Origin of the sequence: Sinorhizobium terangae (assembly GCF_029714365.1) — a bacterium.
Taxonomy (GTDB): Bacteria; Pseudomonadota; Alphaproteobacteria; order Rhizobiales; family Rhizobiaceae; genus Sinorhizobium; species Sinorhizobium terangae.
On the sequence record NZ_CP121659.1, the window covers coordinates 1078007 to 1103679 of the forward strand.

24 protein-coding genes and 1 tRNA gene are annotated in these 25673 nt (G+C 59.9%); 10 read left to right on the top strand and 15 right to left on the bottom strand.

The features are described 5' to 3' along the window. Positions 1–8 precede the first annotated feature (8 nt). Together QA637_RS05150 and QA637_RS05155 are read right to left on the bottom strand one after the other, a co-directional pair. Positions 9–1136: an S-(hydroxymethyl)glutathione dehydrogenase/class III alcohol dehydrogenase gene (locus QA637_RS05150; RefSeq protein ID WP_283064139.1), complete on the bottom strand. Its 1128-nt coding sequence runs from the start codon at positions 1134–1136 to the stop codon at positions 9–11. A gap of 140 nt (positions 1137–1276) precedes the next feature. After that, complete coding sequence (locus QA637_RS05155; protein ID WP_283064141.1) at positions 1277–1684, bottom strand: helix-turn-helix domain-containing protein; 408 nt, start codon at positions 1682–1684, stop codon at positions 1277–1279. Between the two features lie 269 nt (positions 1685–1953). Between QA637_RS05155 and QA637_RS05160 the strand changes: the two genes are divergently transcribed. After that, positions 1954–2847 carry a DMT family transporter gene (locus tag QA637_RS05160; RefSeq protein WP_283064877.1) on the top strand — a complete coding sequence of 298 codons (894 nt, stop codon included), beginning with the start codon at positions 1954–1956 and terminating at the stop codon, positions 2845–2847. Between the two features lie 52 nt (positions 2848–2899). Here QA637_RS05160 and lipB read toward each other — a convergent pair whose 3' ends face one another. Further along, positions 2900–3646 carry a lipoyl(octanoyl) transferase LipB gene (lipB, locus tag QA637_RS05165; RefSeq protein WP_283064879.1) on the bottom strand — a complete coding sequence of 249 codons (747 nt, stop codon included), beginning with the start codon at positions 3644–3646 and terminating at the stop codon, positions 2900–2902. A gap of 192 nt (positions 3647–3838) precedes the next feature. On the opposite strand from lipB, the gene QA637_RS05170 reads away from it, so the two are divergent. The 4 genes from QA637_RS05170 to QA637_RS05185 all read left to right on the top strand — a co-directional run bounded on the left by QA637_RS05170 (position 3839) and on the right by QA637_RS05185 (position 9642). Beyond that, positions 3839–3923, top strand: a tRNA-Leu gene (locus QA637_RS05170). A gap of 868 nt (positions 3924–4791) precedes the next feature. After that, complete coding sequence (locus QA637_RS05175) at positions 4792–6741, top strand: PrkA family serine protein kinase (RefSeq protein ID WP_153442272.1); 1950 nt, start codon at positions 4792–4794, stop codon at positions 6739–6741. 25 nt (positions 6742–6766) lie between these two features. Beyond that, positions 6767–8092, top strand: a complete 1326-nt coding sequence (locus QA637_RS05180; RefSeq protein WP_283064144.1) for a YeaH/YhbH family protein — start codon at positions 6767–6769, stop codon at positions 8090–8092. 2 nt (positions 8093–8094) lie between these two features. Beyond that, positions 8095–9642, top strand: coding sequence for a SpoVR family protein (locus QA637_RS05185; RefSeq protein WP_153442274.1), 1548 nt, complete (start codon positions 8095–8097; stop codon positions 9640–9642). A 146-nt stretch (positions 9643–9788) separates the two neighbouring features. On the opposite strand, the gene QA637_RS05190 is transcribed toward QA637_RS05185, so the two are convergent. The 3 genes from QA637_RS05190 to QA637_RS05200 form a co-directional block, all read right to left on the bottom strand. Beyond that, a complete protein-coding gene (locus QA637_RS05190; RefSeq protein ID WP_153442275.1) occupies positions 9789–10157 on the bottom strand; it encodes a hypothetical protein in 369 nt (122 codons plus the stop codon). A gap of 113 nt (positions 10158–10270) precedes the next feature. Continuing rightward, the gene (locus QA637_RS05195; protein ID WP_153442276.1) at positions 10271–10531 is read right to left on the bottom strand and encodes a hypothetical protein; all 261 of its coding nucleotides are present in this window, start codon (positions 10529–10531) and stop codon (positions 10271–10273) included. 70 nt (positions 10532–10601) lie between these two features. Further along, the gene (locus tag QA637_RS05200) at positions 10602–11105 is read right to left on the bottom strand and encodes a peptide deformylase (RefSeq protein ID WP_153442277.1); all 504 of its coding nucleotides are present in this window, start codon (positions 11103–11105) and stop codon (positions 10602–10604) included. A 362-nt stretch (positions 11106–11467) separates the two neighbouring features. On the opposite strand from QA637_RS05200, the gene mgtE reads away from it, so the two are divergent. Together mgtE and QA637_RS05210 are read left to right on the top strand one after the other, a co-directional pair. Continuing rightward, a complete protein-coding gene (gene mgtE / locus QA637_RS05205; protein WP_153442278.1) occupies positions 11468–12883 on the top strand; it encodes a magnesium transporter in 1416 nt (471 codons plus the stop codon). A gap of 71 nt (positions 12884–12954) precedes the next feature. Then, on the top strand, positions 12955–13341 hold the full coding sequence (locus QA637_RS05210; RefSeq protein WP_136504391.1) for a MerR family transcriptional regulator: 387 nt from the start codon (positions 12955–12957) through the stop codon (positions 13339–13341). 356 nt (positions 13342–13697) lie between these two features. Here QA637_RS05210 and QA637_RS05215 read toward each other — a convergent pair whose 3' ends face one another. The 3 genes from QA637_RS05215 to QA637_RS05225 form a co-directional block, all read right to left on the bottom strand. Then, positions 13698–14171, bottom strand: coding sequence for a methyltransferase family protein (locus QA637_RS05215; protein ID WP_283064150.1), 474 nt, complete (start codon positions 14169–14171; stop codon positions 13698–13700). A 3-nt stretch (positions 14172–14174) separates the two neighbouring features. Next, positions 14175–15191 carry a heparan-alpha-glucosaminide N-acetyltransferase gene (locus QA637_RS05220; protein WP_283064151.1) on the bottom strand — a complete coding sequence of 339 codons (1017 nt, stop codon included), beginning with the start codon at positions 15189–15191 and terminating at the stop codon, positions 14175–14177. Between the two features lie 210 nt (positions 15192–15401). Next, the gene (locus QA637_RS05225; RefSeq protein WP_283064153.1) at positions 15402–16106 is read right to left on the bottom strand and encodes a DUF599 domain-containing protein; all 705 of its coding nucleotides are present in this window, start codon (positions 16104–16106) and stop codon (positions 15402–15404) included. Between the two features lie 577 nt (positions 16107–16683). Here QA637_RS05225 and QA637_RS05230 point away from each other — a divergent pair. Together QA637_RS05230 and QA637_RS05235 are read left to right on the top strand one after the other, a co-directional pair. Next, complete coding sequence (locus QA637_RS05230) at positions 16684–18084, top strand: L-serine ammonia-lyase (protein ID WP_153442411.1); 1401 nt, start codon at positions 16684–16686, stop codon at positions 18082–18084. Positions 18085–18241: 157 nt separating this feature from the next. After that, positions 18242–18679, top strand: coding sequence for a DUF1489 family protein (locus QA637_RS05235; protein WP_153442282.1), 438 nt, complete (start codon positions 18242–18244; stop codon positions 18677–18679). Positions 18680–18749: 70 nt separating this feature from the next. On the opposite strand, the gene QA637_RS05240 is transcribed toward QA637_RS05235, so the two are convergent. The 6 genes from QA637_RS05240 to QA637_RS05265 form a co-directional block, all read right to left on the bottom strand. Continuing rightward, positions 18750–19019, bottom strand: coding sequence for a hypothetical protein (locus QA637_RS05240; RefSeq protein WP_153442283.1), 270 nt, complete (start codon positions 19017–19019; stop codon positions 18750–18752). Between the two features lie 78 nt (positions 19020–19097). Continuing rightward, on the bottom strand, positions 19098–20588 hold the full coding sequence (locus QA637_RS05245; protein WP_283064156.1) for a D-alanyl-D-alanine carboxypeptidase family protein: 1491 nt from the start codon (positions 20586–20588) through the stop codon (positions 19098–19100). Between the two features lie 182 nt (positions 20589–20770). Further along, the gene (locus QA637_RS05250; RefSeq protein ID WP_283064158.1) at positions 20771–21502 is read right to left on the bottom strand and encodes a hypothetical protein; all 732 of its coding nucleotides are present in this window, start codon (positions 21500–21502) and stop codon (positions 20771–20773) included. A gap of 380 nt (positions 21503–21882) precedes the next feature. Next, positions 21883–22491 (bottom strand): transglutaminase-like cysteine peptidase, encoded by a 609-nt coding sequence (locus tag QA637_RS05255; protein WP_283064160.1) that lies wholly within the window; start codon positions 22489–22491, stop codon positions 21883–21885. Between the two features lie 627 nt (positions 22492–23118). Next, positions 23119–23727 (bottom strand): PilZ domain-containing protein, encoded by a 609-nt coding sequence (locus QA637_RS05260; protein ID WP_283064162.1) that lies wholly within the window; start codon positions 23725–23727, stop codon positions 23119–23121. 94 nt (positions 23728–23821) lie between these two features. Next, positions 23822–24433: a PAS domain-containing protein gene (locus QA637_RS05265; protein WP_153442288.1), complete on the bottom strand. Its 612-nt coding sequence runs from the start codon at positions 24431–24433 to the stop codon at positions 23822–23824. A 343-nt stretch (positions 24434–24776) separates the two neighbouring features. Between QA637_RS05265 and QA637_RS05270 the strand changes: the two genes are divergently transcribed. Continuing rightward, positions 24777–25508, top strand: a complete 732-nt coding sequence (locus QA637_RS05270) for a rhomboid family intramembrane serine protease (protein WP_283064164.1) — start codon at positions 24777–24779, stop codon at positions 25506–25508. Positions 25509–25673: the final 165 nt, after the last annotated feature.

Here is a 25673-nt window from a genome sequence, read left to right on the forward strand (position 1 = left end):
TCGGCAGCTCAGTAGATCACGACGCTTCTGATGCTTTCGCCGGAATGCATCAGTTCGAAGCCCTTGTTGATGTCGTCGAGCGGCAGCGTGTGGGTGATCATCGGATCGATGGCGATCTTGCCCTCCATGTACCAGTCGACGATCTTCGGCACGTCGGTGCGCCCGCGCGCGCCGCCGAAGGCGGTGCCCATCCAGGTGCGGCCGGTGACGAGCTGGAATGGCCGGGTCGCAATCTCCTGGCCGGCGCCGGCGACGCCGATGATCACCGACTTGCCCCAGCCGCGATGCGAGGCCTCGAGCGCCTGGCGCATCACCTTGACATTGCCGGTGCAGTCGAAGGTGTAGTCGGCGCCGCCGATCTGATCGGCGCCGCGCTTGGTCATGTTGACGAGATAGGGCACGATGTCGTCGCCGACCTCCTTCGGATTGACGAAGTGGGTCATGCCGAACTTCTCGCCCCAGGGCTTCTTGTCGTTGTTCAAATCGACGCCGATGATCATGTCGGCGCCGGCAAGCCTGAGCCCCTGGATGACGTTGAGACCGATGCCGCCGAGACCGAAGACGATCGCCGTCGACCCCATCTCGACCTTGGCGGTGTTGATCACCGCGCCAATGCCGGTGGTGACGCCGCAGCCGATATAGCAGATCTTGTCGAACGGGGCGTCCGGGTTGACCTTGGCGACGGCGATCTCCGGCAAAACGGTGAAGTTCGCAAAGGTCGAGCAGCCCATATAGTGGTGCAGCTTCTCCCCGTTGAGCGAAAACCGCGAGGTGCCGTCCGGCATGACGCCCTGGCCCTGGGTGGCGCGGATGGCGGTGCACAGATTGGTCTTGCGGCTGAGGCAGGACGGGCAGGCGCGGCATTCCGGGGTGTAGAGCGGAATGACGTGGTCGCCCTTCTTCACGCTGGTGACGCCGGGGCCGACGTCGACGACGATGCCGGCGCCCTCGTGGCCGAGGATCGCCGGAAACAGCCCTTCCGGGTCGGCACCGGAGAGGGTGAAATCATCGGTGTGGCAGATGCCGGTCGCCTTGACCTCGACCAGCACCTCGCCGGCCTTCGGTCCTTCGAGCTGAACCGTCATGATTTCCAGAGGTTTGCCGGCCTGAGTGGCGACGGCGGCGCGTACGTCCATGTCTCTTCTCCCTTGTAAATGCTTGCTGGCAGCGGCCCGATAGCCAGCATTGTGGCAGTCGGTGCGCTAAGCTGGAATCGGCGATAAGCTATTCTACTACGTTAATTGGCATGCGGGCGGAAAACGCGCTTCGGCGTCGCTTACCGTCTTGGACGAATGGTCCGATGGATGCGATCGAGTTCCGCTTCCAGCGCGGCGATGGCCTCGCCGGCCTGAGCGTGCAGTTTCTTGACAAGATCGAGTTGGTCCCGGAGTGCCTCCGTCGAGCCGACGGCGGCATCGTCGTCAGGGGCGCGGCCGATGCCGGCGATCAGCCAGGCTGGAGTGACACCCAGCACGCCAGCAAGCATGAAGAGGCGATTGGTGCGAGGTTCGGCACGGTCGCGTTCCCATGCAGCAACGGTTTCGCAGCGCACGCCAAGCCGATCCGCCAGTTCCGTCACGGAAAGATTCGCGGCGTCACGCGCTCTCCAGATGCGTCCCCCAAGCGTGTCGCCGTCTCCTGTCTCGCGAAGACGCGCGATCATGGTTTCGGTGGACAAGCGCATGGCATTCTCCTTTGGCGCGGGTGCGTTCAAGGGGCCCGGATGGTTGCCGGAAGCGCCCCTGGCTTCCGGCTGCGGGGCGAGTTGAAATCAGCTTATAGGCATTGCGGTGTCGACGGACCACCTCGGAACGTCAAAAACGCGGTCAAATGCGGCTCACTATTAGTCGCATGTTGAAACCTTGCCGAAACGAGCTAAGTTTCGGCCCCGACATTGGAAATCTGCCCGTGAACGAATATGCCCCAGCGGCCGTGGCGCCGCACAATCCCATTATGCGCGGCGTGGCGATCATGCTCTTCGCCATGCTCATCCTGCCCTGCATGGATGCGATTGCGAAATATATGGCGGTCTATGAGGGCATGTCGCCCGGGCAAGTGACCTTCTACCGCTTCTTCTTTCAACTTGTATCGACGGCGCCATTGTTGCTCTCGGCGGGCGGGCTGCGGGCGTTTTATCCGAAGCGGCTCTGGCCGAACATTCTTCGCGGCGTATTGCTCGCGGCGGCGGCGCTCTTTTTCTTCGTTTCAGTGAAATACATGCCGCTCGCGGACGTGTTCGCCATCTACTTCGTGGAGCCGTTCATCCTGACTTGCCTTTCAGCGCTGCTCCTGCGCGAGAGGGTGGGATGGCGTCGATGGTCGGCGATCGCAGTCGGCTTCGGCGGCGCAATGGTTGTCATCCAGCCGAGCTTTGCCATGTTCGGCCTGACGTCCTTGCTGCCGGTCGCCTGCGCCTTCCTCTTTGCCTGTTACCTCTTCCTGAACCGCGCTGTTGGCAGCGCCGATCCGCCACTGACGATGCAGACGATCGCCGGCATAGGCGGCACGCTGTTCATGGCGGCAGTGATCGCCGTCGGCAGTGGATTGGGCGCTGCCGACTTCGAACCGTCACTGCCGCAATCGGCGCTCGGATGGGCGCTCGTTATTGCGCTCGGGACCATTTCGGGCTGGGGCCATCTCCTTGTCGTCAAGGCATTTCAGGCCGCGCCGATATCGCTTCTTGCACCATTCCATTATTTCGAAATCGTCTCGGCTACGGCGCTCGGCTACATCGTGTTCGGCGACTTTCCGACACCGTCGAAATGGCTCGGCATTCTCGTGATCGTCGCGTCCGGGCTGTACATCATATGGCGGGAGCGGCAGGCGCAGAAGCGAAAGCGAGCGTAAGTTTCGCCGGCCACCATACAGATATAACGAATTATGCGACGGGCGGCCGGATTCAGGCCGAGGGAGCCAATGGTTGGAGACTGTCGCTATCGACGCGCGTCGGTCCAAAGACCGATTCGAATGCCTCCCTAAGCCGGATATCGACGTCGGGCATCATGACCGGCAGGCCAAGATCGACCAAGCTGGTGACACCGTAGCCGCGGATGCCGCAGGGCACGATACCGCCGAAGTGATCGAGGTCCGGATCGACATTCAGCGCGAAGCCATGAAAGCTCACCCATTTGCGGAGCCGGATGCCGATAGCAGCGATCTTATCCTCGGCCACCGATCCGTCCGGCAATGGCGGCCTTTCCGGGCGACGCACCCATACGCCCACCCGGTCCTCGCGGCGTTCGCCTTTGACGTTCATCGAATCGAGAGTGGTGATAATGACTGCCTCGAGCGCTGCGACAAAGGCGCGCACATCCTGCCGGCGGCGCTTTAGGTCAAGCATGACATAGACGACCCGCTGACCCGGACCGTGATAGGTATATTCGCCGCCCCGGCCAGTCGCAAAGACAGGGAAACGGTCTGGCATCACCAGGTCTGAGGCCTCGGCGCTTGTACCCGCCGTATAAAGAGGCGGGTGCTCGACCAGCCAGACCAATTCGTCCGCCGTGCCGGCGGCAATTGCCGCGGCTTCCCGTTCCATGGTTTCGACCGCCTGTGGATAGTCGACGAGGGAAGGGGCAATGCGCCAGCGCACCGCAGGCGATCCTGGCGGGGCAAACATGGTTTGGTCGAGATTGTCGCGCTGCATGTGGCCGTATTCCTGGTTTTCCGCCTCCGTACATGGGATGGCGCGGGCCAAGAGTCCAGCATTTCCAGTGCTTCGCGAGGGGGCTGTTGAAATAGTTTCTTTTCTCGTCAAAATTCTGTCGTCTTGCCCTTGTGCACCCCAAAGGCTTTTGCTACATGCAGCCCCGCCGACGCAATCGGCACCTACCACGATGCGGTCGTGGCGGAATTGGTAGACGCGCAGCGTTGAGGTCGCTGTGGGGCAACCCGTGGAAGTTCGAGTCTTCTCGACCGCACCAAATTGAGAATTAAAAAGCCCCCGTAACCGTCCGGTTCTACGGGGTTTTTTATTTCCGGGCGTCGAGTTGCATGCACTACCGCATGCTTCCTTAAAGCGGGATCGATTTAAGGCCAAATCATGCAGCAACTCAAAGCTCTACAGCGACCTTTTGCGCGTCTGATAAGGCGGGCGGGGCTGTAGTATCCTAGATCCGGTACCGCCGCGAGCCGCTGCAGGACGCCACTCGCATTTCGCGCTGGAAGATTAAAACGAACGCCTTCGGTAGCACCCGCGACCAAAATGCCATATTGTGTTGCTAACGAGAGCCATCAAGCGGCGTCGCCGACGCAAGTTTACGAGCGAGCGAGTGGGGCCGCCGCCGCGCTGTGCCAGATCTGGCCATGGGGTCTCTGCAGCATTTTCCGCCCGGCCCGAATGCGGGCCACGGAAACGAAGGCGAGTTGTGTTTCGCCCGCGCACGGGTTCTGTGGGACCTTGCCGCGGTAGAAAAAGCCGTTCGTCGCAAAATCGGAAAAGTAGCCAGAGGCTAGACGCGAATCCGCTTCGCCATCGCGGAATTGTGAAAAGCGGCCAATATGATGGGGTGACAGAGCGGCGAACCTGCTGCATGATTTCTTATATCCGATTCGACTTTACGGATAAGACCTGTAGCAATTCAAAGTATTACGGTGCCCGTCGCGCCATCTTGAAAGCGCCGTGCGCCGTGCCGCAAAGGCGGGTGCTCACCGTTGGCCACTGCTTCGGCATCCGCCTGCTAAACCGCAACTTATTGAGGAACTTTGGAGGCAGGAAACAGTTCACTGTAAGCAGGGAGCCAACAGGCAGCGAACCCGTCTCGGTTGACCGGCCTCCCGCGGGAGAGCATGATGACAAGGAGTGAATCTGACGTCTTCGATCTCTTTTCAGAGATCTATACGAGTGCAGCGCAGGAAGAGATAAGTCTGCAAGAATATCTCCTCGCCTGCCGCGACGACAAGAGTATGTACGCCACCGCGCAGGAGCGCATGGTGGAGGCCATCGGAGAGCCGAACCTCATCGATACGAGCGCGGACGAGCGGCTCGGGCGAATCTTCGCCAATCGAACGATCAAGATCTATCCCTCATTCTCTGACTTCTATGGCATGGAGGATACGATCGAGCGGATCGTCGGCTATTTCCGCTATGCCGCGCAGGGTCTCGAAGAGCGCAAGCAAATTCTCTACCTACTTGGGCCGGTTGGCGGCGGCAAATCTTCGTTGGCGGAGCGGCTCAAGAAGCTTATGGAAGCGCGCCCCATCTACACTTTGATGGTCAACGGCAAGATCAGCCCCGTCTTCGAATCCCCGCTCGGTCTGTTCCATCCGGAGCGCATGGCCGATCTTCTTGAGGACAAGTATGGAATCGCCAGACGGCGGCTCACCGGTCTGATCTCGCCTTGGGCGGCCAAGCGGCTGGACGAAGTCGGCGGCGACATTTCGAAATTCAGCGTCGTCAAACTGATGCCATCCCGCTTGCGCCAGATCGGCATCGCGAAGACCGAGCCCGGCGACGAAAACAACCAGGATGTCTCCTCGCTGGTCGGCAAGGTCGATATCCGCCAGCTCGAAAACTACAGCCAGGCCGATCCGGACGCCTATTCCTACAGCGGCGGCCTGAACCGCACCACACAGGGGCTGCTTGAATTCGTGGAGATGTTCAAGGCGCCGATCAAGGTCCTCCACCCGCTGCTGACGGCGACCCAGGAAGGCAATTACAACGGCACCGAGAATTTCGGCGCGTTTCCCTACCAGGGCACCGTTCTCGCGCATTCCAACGAATCCGAGTGGCTTCAGTTCAAGAACAACAAGAACAATGAGGCGTTCCTCGACCGCATTCTGGTGGTCAAGGTGCCCTATTGCCTGCGCGTAACCGAAGAGAAGCTGATTTACGAGAAGCTCCTTCGCGAAAGTGAGTTGGTCGACAATCCTTGCGCGCCCGAAGTTCTGGAGTGCTTGAGCCGGTTCACGGTGTCGACCCGCCTTGCTCCGCATGAGAACTCGCCGCTTTACACGAAGATGCGGGTCTATGACGGCGAGAACCTGAAGGACACCGATCCGAAGGCAAAGTCGGTGCAGGAATATCGTGATGCGGCCGGCGTAGACGAGGGCATGACGGGCGTCAGCACCCGCTTTGCCTTCAAGGTGCTGTCGGAGACCTTCAACTATGACACCAAGGAGGTCGCCGCCGATCCCGTGCACCTGATGTACATCATGGAGCAGGCGATCAAACGCGAACAGTTTCCGAAGGAAATCGAGGCAAGCTATCTCGACTTCATCAAGTCGGAATTGGCCACGCGCTATGCCGAATTCATCGGCCATGAGATCCAGAAAGCCTATCTGGAATCCTATAGCGAATACGGCCAGAACCTGTTCGACCGATATATTGCCTACGCCGATGCATGGCTCGAGGACCAGGACTTCAAGGATCCGGACACCGGACAGATCCTCAATCGGAAGGTTCTCGACAGCGAGTTGTCGCAGATCGAAAAGCCGGCAGGCATCGCCAATCCCAAGGACTTCCGCAACGAGGTCGTGAAGTTCACGTTGCGTGCCCGCGCCAAGAACAGCGGCCGCAATCCCTCGTGGACGAGCTATGAAAAGCTGCGCGAAGTCATCGAAAAGCGTATGTTCGGCCAGGTCGAGGATTTGCTGCCTGTCATTAGTTTCGGCTCCAAGAAGGACAGCGCCACCGAAAAGCAGCATGCAGAGTTCGTCCAGCGCATGATTGAGCGCGGATACACTGAACGCCAGGTTCGGCGGCTCGTCGATTGGTACATGCGAGTGAATAAGGCAGGCTAATGATGCGTACGTTGGGGGTTTGCCAATGCCGAATTTCATCGATCGTCGCCTTAATCCGAAGGACAAGAGCCTCGGCAACCGGCGGCGTTTTCTGAAACGGGCGCGGGAAGAGCTGAAACGGACGATCAAGGAACAGATCAAAGCAGGCAAGATCGCGGACGTCGATGCGGAGCACCGTGTCCCCATGCCCGAGCGTGGCGTCGGCGAGCCATCCTTCCAGCCATCCCCGACCACCGGCGAGAGACAGTATGTTCTGCCCGGCAATCATGAATTCTCGCCGGGTGATCGCCTCCCGAAACCAAGCGCGCGCGGCGGCGCCTCAGGCAAGGGGGCGGGAACGGGTGAGAGCGAAGACGACTTCCAGTTCGTGCTGTCGCGCGACGAAGTCCTCGATCTCTTTTTCGAGGATCTCGAACTCCCCGACATGGTGAAGCTCAATCTCAAGGAATCCGTCGCGTTCAAGCCTCGTCGGGCCGGTTTTGCGACGTCGGGTTCGCCCACGAACATCAATGTGGGGCGCACGATGCGCAACAGCTATGGCCGCCGCATCGCGCTGCGGAGGCCTAGTCGTGCGGACGTTGCCGCGGTCGCCGACGAACTTGCCAAGCTGCAGGCGGAATCGAATACGAGTGGCGCCCACCAGAAACGCATCGAGGCGTTGCGCGAGGAACTGGACAAGCTGGAGCGCCGCCGTCGTCGCATTGCCTATGTCGATCCGGTCGACATCCGCTTCAATCGCTTCGAGCCCCAGCCGCTGCCGAATGCAAGCGCCGTGATGTTCTGCCTCATGGATGTCTCTGCCTCGATGGGCGAGCGGGAGAAGGATCTGGCCAAGCGCTTCTTCGTCCTCCTGCATCTCTTCCTCAAGCGGCGCTACAAGCGCATAGACATCGTCTTCATTCGCCACACCGATGAGGCGGGCGAGGTCGACGAGAACACATTTTTCTACAGCAAGCAGAGCGGCGGCACGGTTGTTTCCACGGCCATCGAGGAGATGCTCCGCATCATTGAAGAGCGCTATCCGGCGCGCGAATGGAACATTTACGCGGCTCAGGCCTCCGACGGGGAAAACAGCGCCGGGGACTCGGACCTTTGCGTTTCGCTTCTCCACCGGCAGGTGATGCGCCTTTGCCAATATTATGCCTATGTTGAAATCATAGATGAGCGCGAGACGGAGATTTTCGGTACGACCGACAATGGTACGTCCCTCTGGCGTGCCTATCGCACGGTCGACAGCGAATGGTCGAACTTCCAGATGACCCGAATTGCGAGACCGTCGGATATCTATCCGGTTTTCCGGAAGCTGTTCGCACGGCAGCCAACCATGCAACGGCGCACTGAAAGGCGATAGGAATGCCAAAGGGCGCAGCCTCAAATCTTCTGTTTCGCGATTCCGATTGGAACTTCGAGACGCTGTCGCGCACCTATGATGCGATCGAAACGATCGCGCTGGATGAACTCCTGCTCGACGTTTATCCGAACCAGCTCGAGATCATCTCCTCCGAGCAGATGCTCGACGCCTATTCTTCGGTAGGGATGCCGCTGATGTACCAACACTGGTCCTTCGGCAAGCGTTTCGTTTTCGAGGAACACCTCTACCGCAAGGGTCGCCGCGGCCTTGCCTATGAATTGGTCATCAACTCCAATCCTTGCATCACCTACCTGATGGAGGAGAACACCATGGCCATGCAGGCCCTGGTGACGGCGCACGCAGCCTTTGGCCACAATCACTTTTTCAAGAACAACTACCTGTTCCAGCAGTGGACTGACGCCAGCGCCATCTTGAGCTATATGGAGTTTGCCAAGAAATATATCGCCAAATGCGAGGAGCGCTACGGAACGTCCGAAGTCGAGGTCATTCTCGATTCCGCCCACGCACTTATGGATCAAGGCGTCTTCCGATATCGTCGTCCACCGCGGCTTTCGTCCGAGAAGGAACGGGAGCGTGCCCGCGAGCGACTTGAATACGAAGAGCAGACCTACAGCGATCTCTGGAGAACGCTCCCGCCCTCACCGGACGGACACGGATCCAAGGAGGCCGAGCGCGATGCTTCGGAGCGGAAGAAGGAACTCAACCTGCCCGAAGAAAACCTGCTCTATTTCCTCGAAAAGACGAGCCTGATCCTGGAACCCTGGCAGCGGGAACTTCTGCGTATCGTGCGGGTCATCGCCCAGTACTTCTATCCGCAACGGCAGACTAAGGTGATGAACGAGGGCTGTGCGACCTTCGTGCATTACACGATCATGAACAGGCTTTTCGATCAGGGCAGGATCAGCGAAGGTTCCATGCTGGAGATGCTCCACAGCCACTCCAACGTGGTGTTTCAGCCGTCTTTCGACGACCCGCGCTTTCCCGGCATCAATCCCTATGCGCTGGGATTTGCGATGATGCAGGATATCCAGCGCGTCTGCACCGATCCGACGCCGGAAGATCGTGATTGGTTTCCCGAGATCGCCGGCAGCGGCAAATGGCGGGAGACGCTGATCGACGCCTGGGCGAACCATCGGGACGAATCCTTCATCCTGCAATATCTGAGCCCTGCGTTAATCCGCAAATTCAGGTTGTTCCTGCTGACGGACGAGGCCGGCGACAACTACTGCGAGGTCGCCTCGATCCATAATGAGCGCGGCTACGAAACCATACGCACCGCGCTTGCGCGCAGCTATGATGTCGCGGCGAACCAGTCGGACATCCAGGTCGTGGACGTCGATCTGCTGGGCGACCGCCACCTGCGCCTGCAGCACAACGTGAAGAACGGCATCCTCTTGGATGAAGCGAGCCGCGACGCCACGCTTCGGCACGTGCGCCATCTTTGGGGGTACGACGTCAGCCTCGCCGGCATCGATGCGGAAACCGACGACGTGCTCTATGAGTGCTCGACGGCGCAGGCTTTCGAATAGATGGTGTCGTTTGGCACGTCACAGCGGCGCGCGCCGACGTGCAAGGTTCGTTGCAGCACTTTGAATTGCTGCATGATTTTGATTCCGAAGTAACCGTGCGCTAAGGGGCGAAGCGCTTACGCCGGCATTAACCAGCCGGAGAGCCGCTATTTCGTCGTGCCGTCAGGCGAGGTCTGTTGCGACGGACCGCCGGTTCCCGACGGGGCAGTAGGACTTCTGTCGGTCGGCGCTGGTTGGCCATCGGCGGGTGCGGGCGTCTGGTTGCCGACGCTGCCGGTCTGTTCTGACGATGGAGCAGGCTGCGTCTGTTCCGTTGCCTGATCGTTGTCGTTGCCTTCGCCCCAGAGTTCAACGGCGCCCCAGGCGAGCAAGGCGAGAAACAGTCCGGCTGTGAGTACCGCCAGGACACGGAGGCCGAGGCCTCCCGGTCTGGTTTCCCGGGGGGAGAATTCTTCCCTGTCCGCGTCATGCGTTTTCGAGACCGGATCGCCGCGTTCATCGAGATACTTGGCCATCGGATAATCTCCATTGATCTCTACCAATGGAGAACGAGGCGGCGATCACAATGTTCCGCGCCGAGGGTGACGTCGTGGCAGCGACGCTGTAGTCCGCGAGCGGCGGTGTCAGGTCAGGGCGCCCAGCTATCCTGGACGCTGCGGCGAACGAGCTTATAGGAATGGTCCGGCTGGACCTCGTATGTTTCGAAAACCATGGTCCCCTGATGCAGGAAACGATGCTGTATCATTGTCCCGGGCGCTGCTTGTGTTCTGCGCTCCGCCGCCTTCTCGCCATAGGTGAAGCTGCCGGGGAGGGGCTCGAGATCAGGCGGGGTGGCCGTGCATCCGGCCAGGGCTAATGCGAGAACAGGTATCAGGCGCAATGCTTTCATTTTATATTCCTTGATGAATCGTAACGTCGGTGATCCCAACTGAAGCACTATTGAACTCGTTGGACTGGATTCACCGCTCACCTCTGGTCAGTTTTTCGAACCGTTTGACGGCGCGTTCGCGTTTTAGCCGGGAAAGCCGATGCGTCCAGAAAATACCGGAAAGCTGGTCAATCTCGTGCTGCAGGCAGATCGCCATCAGTCCTTCTGCATATTCTTCCAGTGTTTCGCCGGATAGCGATTGATAGCGCACGCGTACCGCACGCGGTCGCTCGACTTCCTCTGAGATGCCAGGCATCGAGACGCTGCCTTCCGTATGCCGCATCAGGTCTTGGGATTGCCAGATAATTTCCGGATTGGCGAAGACCCGTGGGCCGCTTGTCCGATCCAGTTCGATCACCGTCAGCCGTCGCAGAACACCTACATGATTTGCGGTAATGCCGATCCCCGGGGCAGCGTGCATCGTCTCAAGAAGGTCAGTTGCGAGTTGCCGAAGATCGCCGTCGAAACGTTCGATCGTTTCGGCCGCGGTGGTGAGCACCGGGTGCGGAAAGCGTACGATGGGGAGAACAGCCATACCCGGCCCCTAGCTTGGCAGCCACATGCCTTTTCGGCTCCTTGATTTACGGCTTCCATATGCGTTTGCAACAGCTTGCGCAAAACTTTCGCCGGTTCTTCATTCGCACCTTCTGCCCTGTGGACCTCGCCGGAGCTTTGCGCTACTGCATGACTTCCGGGGTCGGAATCGATCCGACGGTAAAAATCACGCAGTAATTCAAAGCGTTACAGTGACCTTGCGGGGAGGAATGCGGGAGCGCTGTAGCAAGGCAAGACGCCGTTCTCTTTCGAGGGAACGGCCGTCATTTGGAATGGCACGCTCGCCTTTCGGGATCTTCGACCCATTTGATTCGGGCGGCTTTGTTTTTCGAGGGCGGCTCTATGAGCAATATCGACGACGACCGTTCGGAAGAAGCCACCGCCTATGACGGCTCGGATATCTATGCCGACGACGGCTCTGTGCGCTCCGACTTCCTGATGCATGTCGGCGCCGCGATTGCCGATCGCGACACCATCTATCTGCGTCAGCACGTCGCCGGCCTTCACGCCTCCGAACTAGGCGACCTTCTTGAAGCCATCCAGCCGGAACAACGCTTGGCGCTCGTCTCGCTGCTCGGCAAGGAGTTCGATCTCGCGGCGCTGACTGAGGTCGACGAAGCGATCCGTCTCGACATCGTCGAACATTTGCCTAACGAGCAGATCGCCGAGGCGATCGGAGAGATGGACTCCGACGATGCGGTCTACATTCTGGAGGACCTTGATCAGGAGGATCAGGAAGAGATCCTCGCCAAGCTGCCTTTCACCGAGCGCGTTCGCCTGCGTCGCTCGCTCGACTATCCGGAAAGCACCGCCGGCCGGCGCATGCAAACGGAATTCGTCGCGGTGCCGCCGTTCTGGACCGTCGGTCAGACGATCGACTACATGCGCGAGGACGAGGATCTTCCCGACAGTTTCACGCAGATCTTCGTCATCGACCCGACTTTCAAACTTCTCGGAACCGTCGATCTCGACCGTGTCCTTCGCACCAAGCGGTCGATCAAGGTCGATGCCATCATGCGCGATACCAGCCATGCCATCCCCGCCGAGATGGACCAGGAAGAGGCGGCCCAGCTCTTCGAACAGTACGACCTCTTGTCGGCCGCCGTCGTCGACGACAACGACCGACTGGTGGGCGTGCTGACTATCGACGACGTGGTTGACGTGATCCAGGAAGAAGCGGAGGAGGACCTGCTGCGCCTGAGCGGCGTCGGCGACGAGGAACTGTCGGACTCCGTTGCTGAGGCCTCGCGCTCGCGGGTGCCGTGGCTCTTCATCAACTCGATGACGGCCTGTATCTCCGCCTCGGTCATCGGCCTTTTCGATGCGACCATCCAGCAGATCGTGGCCTTGGCCATCCTGATGCCGATTGTGGCCGGCATGGGCGGCAATGCGGGTTCGCAGACCATGACCGTGACCGTGCGCGCGCTCGCAACCCGCGGCCTCGACATTCACAATGCGCCGCGGATCATTCGCCGCGAAGCCGGGGTAGGGCTCCTGAACGGCATGATTTTCGGGACTTTCATCGGCCTGGTGGCGGGCCTGTGGTTCCAAGATCCCAATATCGGCGGCATTATCGCCACGGCAATGCTGATCAACATGATGGCCGCCGCGCTCGCCGGCATCATGATTCCACTTCTCCTGGAAAAATCCGGTGCGGACCCGGCCGTTTCCTCTGCCGTATTCGTCACTGCGGTCACCGACATAACCGGCTTCTTCAGCTTTCTCGGCATCGCCACGTGGTGGTTTCACGTCACATGACACGGTGCGTTGTTTGACTTTTACGTCAAAGTCAACGATAGTGACGCCTCGGAATTTGATGGGACGGCGGCGTGAATAAATACTATAGCATCACTGAGCTAACGCGGGAATTCGGCATCTCAACCCGAACGCTGCGCTTCTACGAGGATGAAGGCCTCATTCATCCTGAGCGCCGCGGCCGCACGCGATTGTTTCGGCCGGCTGACCGTCATCTCATCAAGGAAATCCTGCGCGGCCGCCGCATCGGTTTCACCATTGCCGAAATTCGCGAGATCATTCAGGTCTACAAAGATCCGCCGGGAGAGATGGGCCAGCTCCAGCTTCTGATGACGCGCGTCGAGGAAAAGCGCGAGGAATTGCGGCAGAAGCGCAAGGATATCGATGATACGCTCGCCGAGCTCGACAATGTCGAGGAGGCCTGCCTGACGCGTCTCGCGGAAATCGGCGTCGGCACCTAGCGCGGGATGCGCTCACGTGCGTTCGCGCAACCGTTCTTTCTGTTTGTTTTTACCGCATTTGTGCGACGTCAGGTGATTCCACCTGACTGCAAAATGCTCTACTGCATGATTCCTTAATTCGGAATCGATTTAAGGACAAAATCATGCAGCCATTCAAATTGTTACAGCGACCTTAGCGCGTCTGATTGGACGCGCGGCGCTGTAGCGCGGGATGAGGAAACGTGTTTACGGTTTTCCGCCCGCATGCCGCGCTAACTTATTAGAATCGATCACGGCTACGATTTTAGGTCGATCGGACCTAAAATCATCGTGATCTAAAGCGGGCCGAAAAGTTTGTTCAAAGGTGGCGGTCGGGGTCAGATCCACCGGGCAGTACGGCAGCAGTAGCGTTCGAACTCGAAGCCGAAGCGCGACAGCAGATGTCTCTCTTCATTGCGGATGACAAAGACGGTCGTCAGCGCCACAGCCGCTATCGCCGCGATGAAAAGCCACGGATTGGCTGTTATCAATCCGGTGCCGACCATCAGCAGCGTGTAGCCGAGATAGATCGGATTGCGGGTGAAGCGAAAAGGGCCGCAGGTAACGAGGCAGGTGGCGCACCGGGTCGGCAGGATCGCGGTGCGCCGGTCGAGCAGTGTCTTTACGGCCCACAGGCTGATCGAGATCGCCGCAAGGATCATGGCCCATCCGGTGAGCCACGCAAACCAGCCGGTTCCGTTCGCGACCGGAATGGGGAAGAAACGGTTGAACGTCAGCGCAATCAGAACGGCCGCGCCATAAAGCACGGCGGGCCAAGGGAAATTCAGCGGCTTGGCACGATAGGCATTCATGTCCTAGTCCCCTGATTGCACGTCCATTGTGCATTGACGAGCGATTCGCGCAATGCGTTCATCGGTGTTCACATCGATCTTGCCCATGTTTAAGTCCCCGAAAAGGCTTTGTTCTTTCAGCCGGTCGAGCGTGCAGCCGCAGAACGCTTCGCATGGCGCACCAGGATCTGAGCGGTTGCAAGCCGCCACGCAGTTTGCGCGGTACGCTTGTTCCGGGTCCGGTGCTGCGGCGGGTGCGATCTGGGCAAAGAGATAGACGAGGCCGATGAGCAGCGGCTGGTGTACGAGGTATATGGCCAGACTGTGACGGCCGCCGAAGGCGAGCGGCTTGATCCACAGGTTGCTCCGGCTTTCCTCCCGTTTGGTCGACGCTCCCCGGCTGATGAGCAACGGGTGAAGCAGCTTTGCCGTTCCAAGGCCGATCAGGAAGGGGGCAAGCCAGGGAAGGAGAGGCACGTAATCATTCGAGCGTGGAATCGTTTCGGAAAGTCCGACCCACCAGAGCAGAGGCGTATCGAAAATGGACGAACGCAGGTAGAGCGGCGCAGCGAAAGCGGCCGCCGCGGCGACGAAGGAAACGATCGCGGGAAGTGGCAGGAACAGGAGGCCGACAAGACTTGCGGCGGCGATCGAATGAAGGATGCCGAAGAAAATGAAAGAATCCGGGAAGGCGAACCACGTCGCGATGCTGATCAGCAGCGCCGCACCGGCTATCTTCACGAAGCGGCGCCCAAAGGCGCGCAGGCGAAGATTTGGACGCTGGCCGAGCACAAGGCTGTAGCCCGCCAGAAACAGGAAACTGCTTGCGATGAGCCGGGCGAAAAGCCGCCAGCCGCCCGTCGCCGCCGTACCCGCCGTCACATACCCGAAGAACTCGAGATCCCAGACGAAGTGATAGATTGCCATGGTGACGAGCGCTGAGCCCCGAAGCGCATCCAGAAGGGCGATCCGATGACGCTTTTTTATGTCAGGTGACGCGTGTCGCGTATCGGAAATCGTTGTTGCTGTGTTTTCGGACATCGGCTCTGGCCATCCTGTTTTTGAGACAAGTTCGCATGTCTGGCTTGCGCCGGCCACGCGCGGATGTTCTTCGACTGAGGAGCAGCGCGTATCTCCCTACTGCATGCTTCCTTAAACCGGAATCGATTTAAGGACAAAATCATGCAGCAATTCAAAGTGCTACAGCGCCTTTGCCCGGCCGATTGGACGCGCGGCGCTGTCGCGCCGATCTCAGTTTTTGAGAGCCTCGCGGGCATCCTCGATGAGAGCCTCTCTCGCCTCGGAGAAGAACTGCCGCCGTATCAGCACGAAGATGACGAAGGCGGTGAGGACGATGAAAACATAGGGGCTGATGAACCAGCCAAGATACCCGATCGACAGGAAGATCGCCCTCAGTCCCGCATTGAAGTGCTTGGCCGCCAGGATGTTCATGCGGATTGCACGCTCGGCGGCCTGCTCGGCCGCGTGCCGGTCGCGCGTCATTTCCGCCGTCATCGGAATGCCGCCCATCAGGATGGAGCAATAATTGAACAGGCGATAGGACCAGCCGAATTTGAAAAAGGAGTAGCCGAAGAGGCAGGTCAGGCCGCCGACCTTCAGCTCGAAGCCCGTCCGTCCGCCCCGGAATACCTGCGGAAGGTCGTTGAAGATCATCTGCACCTGGTCGGTCGCGCCGAGCAGAGCGAAACAGCCGCCGAGCGCGAAGATGGTGGTCGAGGCAAAAAAGGCGGTGCCGGCCTGCAATCCGGCAATGATCTGTGTGTCGATCATCTTCAGGTCGCGGTTGAGCGAATTGCGAATCCATCGCCGGCGGTTTTCGTTCATCAGCCGGGTCAGGCTGACGCGCTTGAAAGTGCGCCGGCCGTCGGTCGCCCAGTTGAAGCCGCCCCATAGCAGGACGAAGATGCCGAGTGCGATGTAATCTTCGAGGGTCATGCAGGCGTTTTTGGCATGGCTGTCTGAAAATGCAAGATCGGTACTCTTGGCGCTGTTTGGGCCCCGCTGTCGCCTCGACACGATTTTGCCACATTTCGAAGTTGCAGCTTAACACATTCTTCAGTATGCATGGCGCATGCGCGGGCCGCGAATGCAGTGCCCGCCGACCTCTGTGTGCTCGGAGACATCATGGATAATACAATACAGAAGTCGTGCTGGGGCGTGACTGTTCGCGCCGTGGCTGGTTTCGCAGGCGTTCTGGTCCTGGCCTATCTTTTCGGCGGCCTTTGAGATCGAAGCATTCCATCAGGGCGACGCGGTTTCCCAGGACCGCGTCGTTTTGATTCGAAGGTGACCTTCTCGCAACTCGCTTTTGCGTCATGTCGCACGAACAAAATCCAATGTCGGTTGATCGCCTGATCGATGGGGATGGGATAGCTTAGGGTTCGATCCTATATCTATAGGGTAGCCGACACCGCTGGCTCCAAGGAGGAACCAAGCGGGTGTCGGCCTTGCAATCATCGGCGCTTCGGGTGGTATACCTGACGGCGTTTCCGTGCTCCGGGGCAGGCAGTTTATGTTTCTTTCCGTCTTTGACGTCTTCAAGATCGGTATCGGTCCTTCGAGTTCGCACACGATGGGACCAATGTCGGCGGCAAACAGGTTTCTCGACCTCATCCTTTCCGACGACTGGCCGCGACCGACACATGCGAGCGTCGCCGCCATCAAGGTCAGTCTGCACGGTTCGCTCGCGCATACCGGCATCGGCCATGGCACCGGTCGAGCGGTTATCCTCGGCCTGATGGGCGAGCGTCCGGATCTCGTCGATCCCGACAGCATGGATGCAATCATCGACGAGGTGGAACGCACAGGCCGCATCGCGCCTGCCGGACATCCGCCCTACGCCTTCCAGCCGAAAACAGACCTGGTCTTCGACAAGAAAGTGCCTCTGCCCGGCCACGCCAACGGCATGTCCTTCTCGGCCTTCGATCGCGACGGACGGTTGCTCTTGAAGCGGATCTACTACTCGATCGGCGGCGGCTTCGTCGTGACCGATACGGAGCTCGAGGCGATGCGCGCCGCCAAGAACAAGCCTGCGGGCGTGAAGGTGCCTTATCCTTTTGCGACGGCGCAGCAGATGCTCGATATGGCGGCTCGTTCGGGGCTCACCATCGCCCAGATGAAGCGGGCGAACGAGGAATGCTCGATGTCGAGGGACGAGCTCGACGCCGGCCTCGACCGGATCTGGGAAGCGATGAAGAGCTGTATCGATCGGGGTTTGAGCCAGGACGGCATCATGCCGGGCGGCCTGAAGGTTCGCCGGCGTGCGCGTTCGATTCACGACAAGCTTCAGGAGGAGTGGCGATCCAACAAGACCAATCCGCTGCTCGCAAACGACTGGTTGAGCGTCTACGCGATGGCGGTCAACGAGGAGAATGCGGCCGGCGGCCGGGTTGTGACCTCGCCGACGAACGGCGCCGCTGGCGTCGTCCCGGCGACCATCCGCTATTATCTCCATTTCCATGACGATGCCGATCAGGAGGGCATCCGCGATTACCTGCTGACCGCCGCAGCCGTTGGCGGCATCATCAAGCACAACGCCTCGATTTCGGGCGCAGAGGTCGGCTGTCAGGGCGAAGTCGGCTCGGCCTCCGCCATGGCGGCTGCAGGCCTTGCTGCCGTAATGGGAGGCACACCGGAGCAGATCGAGAACGCCGCTGAGATCGCGCTCGAGCACCACCTTGGTATGACCTGCGACCCTGTCGCCGGGCTCGTGCAAGTGCCGTGCATCGAACGCAATGCCCTTGGTGCCGTCAAGGCGGTCACGGCGGCCTCCCTCGCCCTCAAGGGCGATGGCAAACACTTCGTACCGCTCGACGCCTGCATCGAGACCATGCGGCAAACCGGCGTGGACATGAGTGAGAAATACAAGGAAACCTCCACGGGCGGTCTCGCGGTGAATGTCGTCGAGTGCTGACGCCTCGGCGTTCGCGGGAGCCGCGGTGCAAACCACCACGCGGTTTTCTGCCCCAATCCTGCCATAGGATGATGAGGTCGGCTGAGGGGCGCTCTTGTGGACGAACGGGTTCAACACGCTTGACCACGGCCGGCGGACGGGTGTTCAAGGTTTCCCTATGGCGTTGCATCTCATAAAGCTCTGTGTCGGCGCAGAATCGGTCGAGGACTTGCGCGAGTGGGTTTCGCGCAAGGCGCTGGCTGCGATTGCGGCCGGCCAGGAGCCCCATTCGTTCCATACGACCCGGATGGTACCGAAACGGACCGAGGAACTGCTTGCCGGTGGTTCACTCTATTGGGTGATCAAGGGGCATGTGCAGGCGCGGCAGCCTTTGATCGGGATAGAAACCTTCACCGACGGCGAGGGCATCGGCCGCTGCAATCTCATCCTCGGACCGGAAGTGGTTGAAACCGAGCTGCAGCCGCGCCGGGCTTTCCAGGGATGGCGCTATCTGCAGGACAACGAGGCGCCGCGCGACCTGGCTTCGCTCTCCTCCGGCGAGGCGGACATGCCGCTGGAACTGCGGCGCGAACTGGCGGAACTCGGCCTTCTCTAAGCAATTCCAGGAAGGCGTGTAGTGGCCTTCCATCCGGAATTACAGGGGAGGCCCTCGACATTCCTGGAAATCAGTGGATGCGTAATCGGAGCGGATAACGACGGCCGGGCGCGGTCACATGCAGGTGGATGCCGGCGCGGGGCTGGGTCGAGCGCCAAGCGCGCGCGCCATGCGTCAAAAGCATCCCGACGAGATCGCGCGTCTTCGCTTTCGAGCGGGTCAAGCCGATGTCGGCGATACGCATGGCGGCCTCATGCAGCGGATGCAGACCGATGCGTGAAGATCTCGTTTTCTTTCCCGGCATCACGGTAACACCGGGAACATTCTCGTTCACTGCCATGACCAACCTCGTTACGCTCTACAATTCCGAGGAAGACGGCCGGGCAAAACGCACCCCGCCGTCAGAAAGTCGTGTTTGTTACATCTGGCTCGCCCAGCAAGCGAAACCCTTCTTCTTCAATACCTTGCATGCATTGACAGCTTTGTCCTGGTCGTCGAAGCCGCCGAAACGTGCGCGGTAGACCTGGCCACCGCCGTTCGAGAAGGCAACGGTAAACGGTGTCGCGTTGCGCAACGTCTTGCCGCCTTTTTCCTTGGCGTTGCCGAGAAGCGTCATCGCCTGCGCCTTGTCAGGCGTTGCGCCGATCTGGATGACCCAACCCTGTGGTTGCGCCTGTTGTTCCGGCTGGGTCTCGGCCTTGGCGGCAACCGAGTTGGTGATCTGGGTATCGACATCCCCGGCCGCCGGCTCTGCGGCGAGCTTGGCGCTCTGGGCGTCGAGTGTGTTCGGCGCGATCTTGCCAGTAAGCACCGGATTGTCGGACACTGGCTGCGTTGCAGCGTAGGCCATTTCCATACGGCTGGAGCTTTCGCCACTGTAGCGGAAGTCCGGAACCGGGCCGGTATTGGGCAGATTCATGGCAGCCGAGGCGACCGCAACGGGCGCTGCCGCAGGCTTGACTTCGGCCTGCGCAACGGCGGCGACGGGCGGTTCGGCGGTCGGTGTTTGGGCGATCAGGTTGCCGCCGCCACGGCGCGAAGCGGCCGGCATGTATTCGGCGACGAGCTTGCGCATCTGGGCGTCGCGAGCACCACCGGACGTTCCGCCCAGCACGACGGCGACAATGCTGCGACCGTCGAGCTGTGCCGAGGTCACCAGGTTGAAGCCTGAGGCGCGGGTGTAACCGGTCTTGATGCCGTCGACACCGCGGACATTACCAAGCAGCCGGTTATGGTTGCCGATCGTCTGCTTACCGAAACGGAAGCTCCGCGTAGAGAAATAGTCATAATATTGGGGAAAGTGCTGCCTGAGCGCGATGCCAAGCCGCGCCTGATCACGGGCCGTCGTCTTCTGGTCCGGGTTCGGCAGGCCGTTGGCATTGCGATAGGTCGTGTGCGTCATGCCGAGCGCGCGCGCCTTGTTGGTCATCATCCGGGCAAAACGCTGTTCGGAACCGCCCAGGAGTTCGCCCAGTGCCGTGGCAGCGTCGTTGGCCGAGCGCGTCACGAGCGAGAGGATCGCCTGCTCGACGGTGATCGAATTGCCGGCGCGCACACCCAGTTTGGATGGGGGTTCTGCCGCGGCGTTCTTGGAGAACGGAACTGGCGTGGACTTGCTGATCCGTCCTGCTTCCAGCGCTTCGAACGTAAGATACAGCGTCATCATTTTGGTGAGAGACGCCGGATAGCGCAACTCGTCGGCATCCTCGCCGTAAAGCACCTTGCCGGTTTTCGCATCGACGACGATGCCGGCGTATTTCGAATTGGCCATTGCCGGCGCGGAGAGTGCCAATAGGGCAACGGCGCCGGCGAGGACAATCCGTCCTGCGATTTTTGAAAAGGCGCCAAGCGGGCGTTTCGCGATATCAAAAAAAACGGATTGAGACACTACGCTGCTCTTTATTCTCATGTCATGGATGCCGTCCGGACATGTCGCCGGGAACGACCGTTCCTGCGACAGTATCGGGATAGCGTTACCAATCGGTTTATGATGAATGATTGGTTTCCTGGAGCGGGCCGTTTTGTTCAGGAACGGCACCGGTCGACCCAACCGGGTCGGCGCTTCGCCTGCACCACGACTCTTGGACAAAATCAGGGCGCCAGCCGACTGCGAACGAAGGTTTCCACGGAATCGTCGATCAGTCGCCACTGCGGCAGCAGCTTGCTCGAAAAACGATAGAGCGCGGTGAGATCCTTGCCGACATGCACGTCGCGCTGGCAGTCCGCGCTGGTCGATGCTTCGGCGTCCGCGGGCAAGGTACAGCGCAGCACGTAAGGCGGTCGCCCGGCACGGTCCGCGGTGAAGAAAACTTCACCGGCGTAGCTTGTATTCGACTTGGCGTCGTGCCGGATCAAGCCGGCGGGGCCGGGATGCGCCTCGTTGCTGAGGATGTGGCGATAAATAGGCTCCAGGCGTCCCGACATGTCCTGCGACATCGTGCTTTGTGAGAGTTGCAGAAAGATCAGGTTTTCTGGCCGGTTGATATCGTCGAACAAGTCCCGCGTATTCTCGCCATAGCCTTCGAGCGCCGGCCAGGTCAGGTAAAGGTCGATGCGCTCGGCAATACTGGTCGCGCGCTGGCTTTCGAAGCGGATGATGTTGGCCGGTAGCCGCAGGTGATCCTGCCCGATGAAGATGTCGTAGATTTCTTGACTGGAGGTGTGTCCGGCAAGCGCGAGCCTGGCCCCAAGCCGGTGTCCGGAAATCGAGACGATCACGGTCAGTGCCGCCAGCAGAACGACGACCGCGGCAACCTTGTAGACGAGGCGCGGTGAGAGGAGCGGCGAAAGTTCCGGTTCGGGGCCGCTGGATGGCGCATTCATGCAGGATCGTCCGTCGCGGTGGCTTTTGTTGTGCCCCAATCCAGGATCGAGGAAAGGAGTTGGTCTGGCCGGGATGGTCACCTTCGACGGTCGACGAATATGGTTAATTTTCGGTGAAATGCACTTTGGGTCAGCGCCGGCGGGGCGGGCTCCTCGGAAAAGAAAAGCCGGTTCCGGGGACAACGGAACCGGCCACTGCATGATTCCCTAGATCGGAAGCGATGTGAGGACAAAATCATGCGGCAATTCAAAGTGCTACGGCGACCCTTGCGCGTCCAATTGGACGCGCGGCGCCGTAGGGGCCTGGTCGACACGGGGAACGCGGAATTGACCGAAGCCCGACAGATGTCATCAGTGGATGGCAGCCCGGCAGAGCGCCTTTATTGTGTCTTGACGCTGCCGACTGCCACGGCGCGGCCGTCCTGCAGTTTCACCCAGCGTCCGGCATTCTCGGAAGACTGCCGCTTCAGGAAGGTGTACTCGGTCTCCGACCAGCGAAGCACCTTGCTGCGCATGTTGTCGAGGATGAAGTCGCCGCGGTCGGTGCGTACGGTAAGAACCGCATGGCCGTCGCCATTTGGCTGCAGCACGACGGTGATCAGCAGATCGGCGGGAGAAAGGCCGCTCTCGATCAGCTTGCGGCGCTTGAGGAGCACATAGTCCTCACAGTCGCCGACGGTGTCCGGATAGGACCATTCTTCTTCGACGCCATGGATTTCCATGTCGGTCATCGGGGTCACCGCCTGGTTGACCTCATAATTGACCTCGAGAATTTTCTGCCAGCTCTCGCGGGTCAGCACCATCGGGCCGCCATCGGTTCCATTGGCGGTGCATTCGGACGGATTGTGCTTGCAAAACTCGTAGTGACCGATCGGCGGATTGGTTGTGCCGCCCACCGCGATGTTCGCCGGAAGGGCGAGGGCTGCCTCGGTCAGGAAGCCGACGAAAAGGGCCGCGACCGCAATCGTCTTGGTGATGGCTCTGTGCATTGTTGTCTCCCCGTTATGGTTCGACAATGGCACAGAGTTTTTTATCCGCAGCGAAGAAGCGAGGTAAAAACAAGTACAAATAAGAATAGTATGCGCAGAAAATAAGAATAAAAAGCCAATCAAATAAGAATAAATATTGATTCAAATTTTAATGAAGCTTCCATCTGCGGGGAGTCGATTGGTGCTGCCCCATATTTGCTATCGTGCTGAAAAAAAACGGTAATTAGAGGAGAAGGGCCAACTTCGTGGCCGAGGCGGTTATGGCAACTGCTTGGACATGTTGCGGAGTCTGAGGTCGGGGAAAGAGACTGTCAAAATCGGGATTTGCGCCCAATTCTCAGCCCGGACGGGCAATACGCGGCAAATTTTTCCGAAAAAATATTTGAGAAACGCTCGACCGTCACACGAGGGACGTCGTGTTCCACGTCGGCTCATCGTGTCCAGGATGGCTCGTGTACGATGCAAGTGACCCCACGGGGGCGCCGACAAGGAGGTGCCTTGGTCGCCGCGAACGTCATCATCGGGCGTTCGCCGTCGTGGTGCACATGTGGCGGCGGGGTCGAAACACGGGATAACTGTCAGAGGCATTCGCTGCGTCGAGCATCCGACAGGATTACCGCGGATGACTCAAAGGAATTCGGCCAGTGCCTCGCGAGACTGGATGCCGGAGAATTCGATCGCTACGCCTTCCTGGAAGTGCCGAACGATCCTGCCCTTCATGTTGCCGAGCTTGACGGGGGTGCCGATCGAGGGCCGGGTTTCGATGTCGATCGCGGCGCCCGAGAGGGAGAGGTCAATGATGCGGCAAGCGTATTTTTCGCCCGTGCCGAGCGTGAGTTCGGTCAGGGCCTTGCGCGGGAGGAGGCGGTCATGGCGCCGATCCTCCGGCAGGCCGAGCTCGTGCTTGTTGGCGATCCAGGTCAACTGCGCCGCCAGCTTCTCGCGCTTTCGCTCGGTGGCGTTGAGCTGGATGACGAAAGCGTGATCCGCTAGTCGCGACACGGTGCCCTCGAGTCGTCCGACGTGCTCGATATAGGCGACGATCCGCTCGCCGGCGCGTGGGCGGGCGGGCGAGGAAAACACCACGTCGCCGGGCGACATGTCGACTGCGGTGCAATCAAATTCATCGCGATTGGCAAGCATCAGCCGTCCCGAAAGATTTACCGAAACGCGCTGAAAGGCACTTTCCTGGTGCGGCTTCGGGCCGGTCTTTTGCGCGTGCTGAAACGAGAACATGGTCACTCTGCGATCGAAGTATCCTTGCCTGTGAAATTATAGGCGGTCTCGGTTAATAGAAGGTTGGCCCAGCGATGGGCTACCTTTTCGCGGCTCAGCGTTCACGCCCGCCCTCGAAGATGCGCAGATGCTGGACCTTGCGGCCGTTTTCTTCACGGTGTGTTGGGGCACTGACAGCATGGGAAGCCTCAGCCATCTCCAAGCGACCGCCGCGCCCGCTGTCGAGAATTTGCAGGCCTTGCGGGACAAGGCATTCAAGCGGCGTCATATGCAGCCATGAAGGCCGAGACAGCGGCGCCAGCGAACCGAGGATACGGTCGCTGTCGCCCTGCGGCGACCCGAGCGGCGTCAGCAGCAACTCGGTCTCCAGCCGTTCGCCGCCTGCCGTCAGGCCGCAGGCGGAAAGGGCGGCGAGCGAGCGTTGCGTCATCACCCGATCGGCGATCCGAACGGCTTCGCTCGCTTCGCTGGCTGGCCACAATGTGCCAAATGGCTGGCCGCGCAACTCGCGACCGAAAAGAGCGCAGACATGGGTGCCGGCGAGCCGGAAGCGGATGTCGCCGCCTGGCTGCCGTTCGAGGATGAACAGGTTCGGCAGCAGCGCGCAAATCTCTTGCGGTTCTATCTCGTCGCGGCGGGGGAGGTCCCGCTCACCCCGCAACGTGTTCCAATATCGGAACAGCTCTATCGTCGTTTTGCTGCGCATGATGCCTATTCATTCCGCAGATCCGGCTCTCGCTGCTCCTAATTGGCACAGCGGTGCCGCTCCTTCGATTTCAGGAATTGCGGTGCGATTTTCGTGCCACGCCGATATTAAGGTTAACAAACGGTTTCGATTGCGTTCCGCGTCGCCTGCTGGCACTGAAATGACATCACTTCACGAAGGTTTGCCTTCAGCACGCAATTGGAGCTCGGTATAAGGGGCTCACCGGCCGTTCAGTTTTTACTGGACGGTCTTTTTTTGTTTGCTTATGCCTTCGCGCAATCCGGTGGCGGTATCTCCGTAAAACCTGATCGCGAACGCGCAGCAGCGATGGAAGAGAGCAGGCATGGAACGAGATCAGGCAGCGACACCAGCGGAAACGGATACCGAGAGCGAAACGGTCCGCGTCCGCGAACCCGCCTTCAATCTGCCGGCGGGGCTAACCGGCATCCTCTTGTTCCTCATCGCCGTACACGCGGTGAGAACCTATCTCCTCTCGGCGGCCGCCGATCAGGAGCTCATTCTGAACTTCGCCTTCCTGCCGGTTCGTTACACCCTCCCGCTTTCGGAACAAGGACTCGTTTGGCTCTGGACCCCGGTCACCTATTCGTTTCTGCACGGCAGTTGGGATCACCTCATCTTCAACATCTTCTGGATGGTTGCTTTCGGGGCGCCGGTCGTGCGGCGCATCGGCATGGCGCGTCTGGCCGTGTTCTGGTGCCTGTCGGCCGCCGCCGCCGTTGCCTTGCACACGGCTTTTCATTGGGGTGAAATCGTCGTCGTGGTCGGCGCCTCGGGGGTTGTATCCGGTTTCATGGGGGCCGCCGCGCGCTTCGTCTTCTCGCCAAGCGGCCGCATCAGCCGTCAGTTCGCCCATCTCAACCGGCGGCTTTCGCTAACAGAAACGCTTGCCAATCGCTCGGTGCTGGTCTTCACCGGCATCTGGTTCCTGACCAATTTTCTGGTCGGGCTCGGCATGTTCTCCGTTGGCGGCGCGGGAAGCGTCGCCTGGGAAGCACATATCGGCGGTTTCCTCTTCGGCTTTCTCCTGTTCGGGCTCTTCGACCCGCGCGACTAATGCATGTCGCCCAAAAGTGTGCTGCGGTTTTGGGACAACGACATGCACAAAAGCAATGACCTGAGTGCGATCGAACGCGACGCGCTTTAGCTCGGACGGGAGGAATGGAGACGGGTTTCCCACCGATGTCGGTACGTAACTCACGAGAAACGATGACATTTGTGA

Bases quoted from the DNA above. Each gene is read 5' to 3' on its own strand.
- QA637_RS05245 (WP_283064156.1), bottom strand. From the start codon at position 20,588: ATGAGAATAAAGAGCAGCGTAGTGTCTCAATCCGTTTTTTTTGATATC.
- QA637_RS05255 (WP_283064160.1), bottom strand. From the start codon at position 22,491: ATGCACAGAGCCATCACCAAGACGATTGCGGTCGCGGCCCTTTTCGTC.
- QA637_RS05220 (WP_283064151.1), bottom strand. From the start codon at position 15,191: ATGTCCGAAAACACAGCAACAACGATTTCCGATACGCGACACGCGTCA.
- QA637_RS05215 (WP_283064150.1), bottom strand. From the start codon at position 14,171: ATGAATGCCTATCGTGCCAAGCCGCTGAATTTCCCTTGGCCCGCCGTG.
- QA637_RS05200 (WP_153442277.1), bottom strand. From the start codon at position 11,105: ATGGCTGTTCTCCCCATCGTACGCTTTCCGCACCCGGTGCTCACCACC.
- QA637_RS05225 (WP_283064153.1), bottom strand. From the start codon at position 16,106: ATGACCCTCGAAGATTACATCGCACTCGGCATCTTCGTCCTGCTATGG.
- mgtE (WP_153442278.1), top strand. From the start codon at position 11,468: ATGAGCAATATCGACGACGACCGTTCGGAAGAAGCCACCGCCTATGAC.
- QA637_RS05175 (WP_153442272.1), top strand. From the start codon at position 4,792: ATGACAAGGAGTGAATCTGACGTCTTCGATCTCTTTTCAGAGATCTAT.
- QA637_RS05240 (WP_153442283.1), bottom strand. From the start codon at position 19,019: ATGGCAGTGAACGAGAATGTTCCCGGTGTTACCGTGATGCCGGGAAAG.
- QA637_RS05195 (WP_153442276.1), bottom strand. From the start codon at position 10,531: ATGAAAGCATTGCGCCTGATACCTGTTCTCGCATTAGCCCTGGCCGGA.
- QA637_RS05155 (WP_283064141.1), bottom strand. From the start codon at position 1,684: ATGCGCTTGTCCACCGAAACCATGATCGCGCGTCTTCGCGAGACAGGA.
- QA637_RS05260 (WP_283064162.1), bottom strand. From the start codon at position 23,727: ATGTTCTCGTTTCAGCACGCGCAAAAGACCGGCCCGAAGCCGCACCAG.
- QA637_RS05230 (WP_153442411.1), top strand. From the start codon at position 16,684: ATGTTTCTTTCCGTCTTTGACGTCTTCAAGATCGGTATCGGTCCTTCG.
- QA637_RS05190 (WP_153442275.1), bottom strand. From the start codon at position 10,157: ATGGCCAAGTATCTCGATGAACGCGGCGATCCGGTCTCGAAAACGCAT.
- QA637_RS05160 (WP_283064877.1), top strand. From the start codon at position 1,954: ATGCGCGGCGTGGCGATCATGCTCTTCGCCATGCTCATCCTGCCCTGC.
- QA637_RS05180 (WP_283064144.1), top strand. From the start codon at position 6,767: ATGCCGAATTTCATCGATCGTCGCCTTAATCCGAAGGACAAGAGCCTC.
- lipB (WP_283064879.1), bottom strand. From the start codon at position 3,646: ATGCAGCGCGACAATCTCGACCAAACCATGTTTGCCCCGCCAGGATCG.
- QA637_RS05250 (WP_283064158.1), bottom strand. From the start codon at position 21,502: ATGAATGCGCCATCCAGCGGCCCCGAACCGGAACTTTCGCCGCTCCTC.
- QA637_RS05270 (WP_283064164.1), top strand. From the start codon at position 24,777: ATGGAACGAGATCAGGCAGCGACACCAGCGGAAACGGATACCGAGAGC.
- QA637_RS05265 (WP_153442288.1), bottom strand. From the start codon at position 24,433: ATGCGCAGCAAAACGACGATAGAGCTGTTCCGATATTGGAACACGTTG.
- QA637_RS05150 (WP_283064139.1), bottom strand. From the start codon at position 1,136: ATGGACGTACGCGCCGCCGTCGCCACTCAGGCCGGCAAACCTCTGGAA.
- QA637_RS05185 (WP_153442274.1), top strand. From the start codon at position 8,095: ATGCCAAAGGGCGCAGCCTCAAATCTTCTGTTTCGCGATTCCGATTGG.
- QA637_RS05235 (WP_153442282.1), top strand. From the start codon at position 18,242: ATGGCGTTGCATCTCATAAAGCTCTGTGTCGGCGCAGAATCGGTCGAG.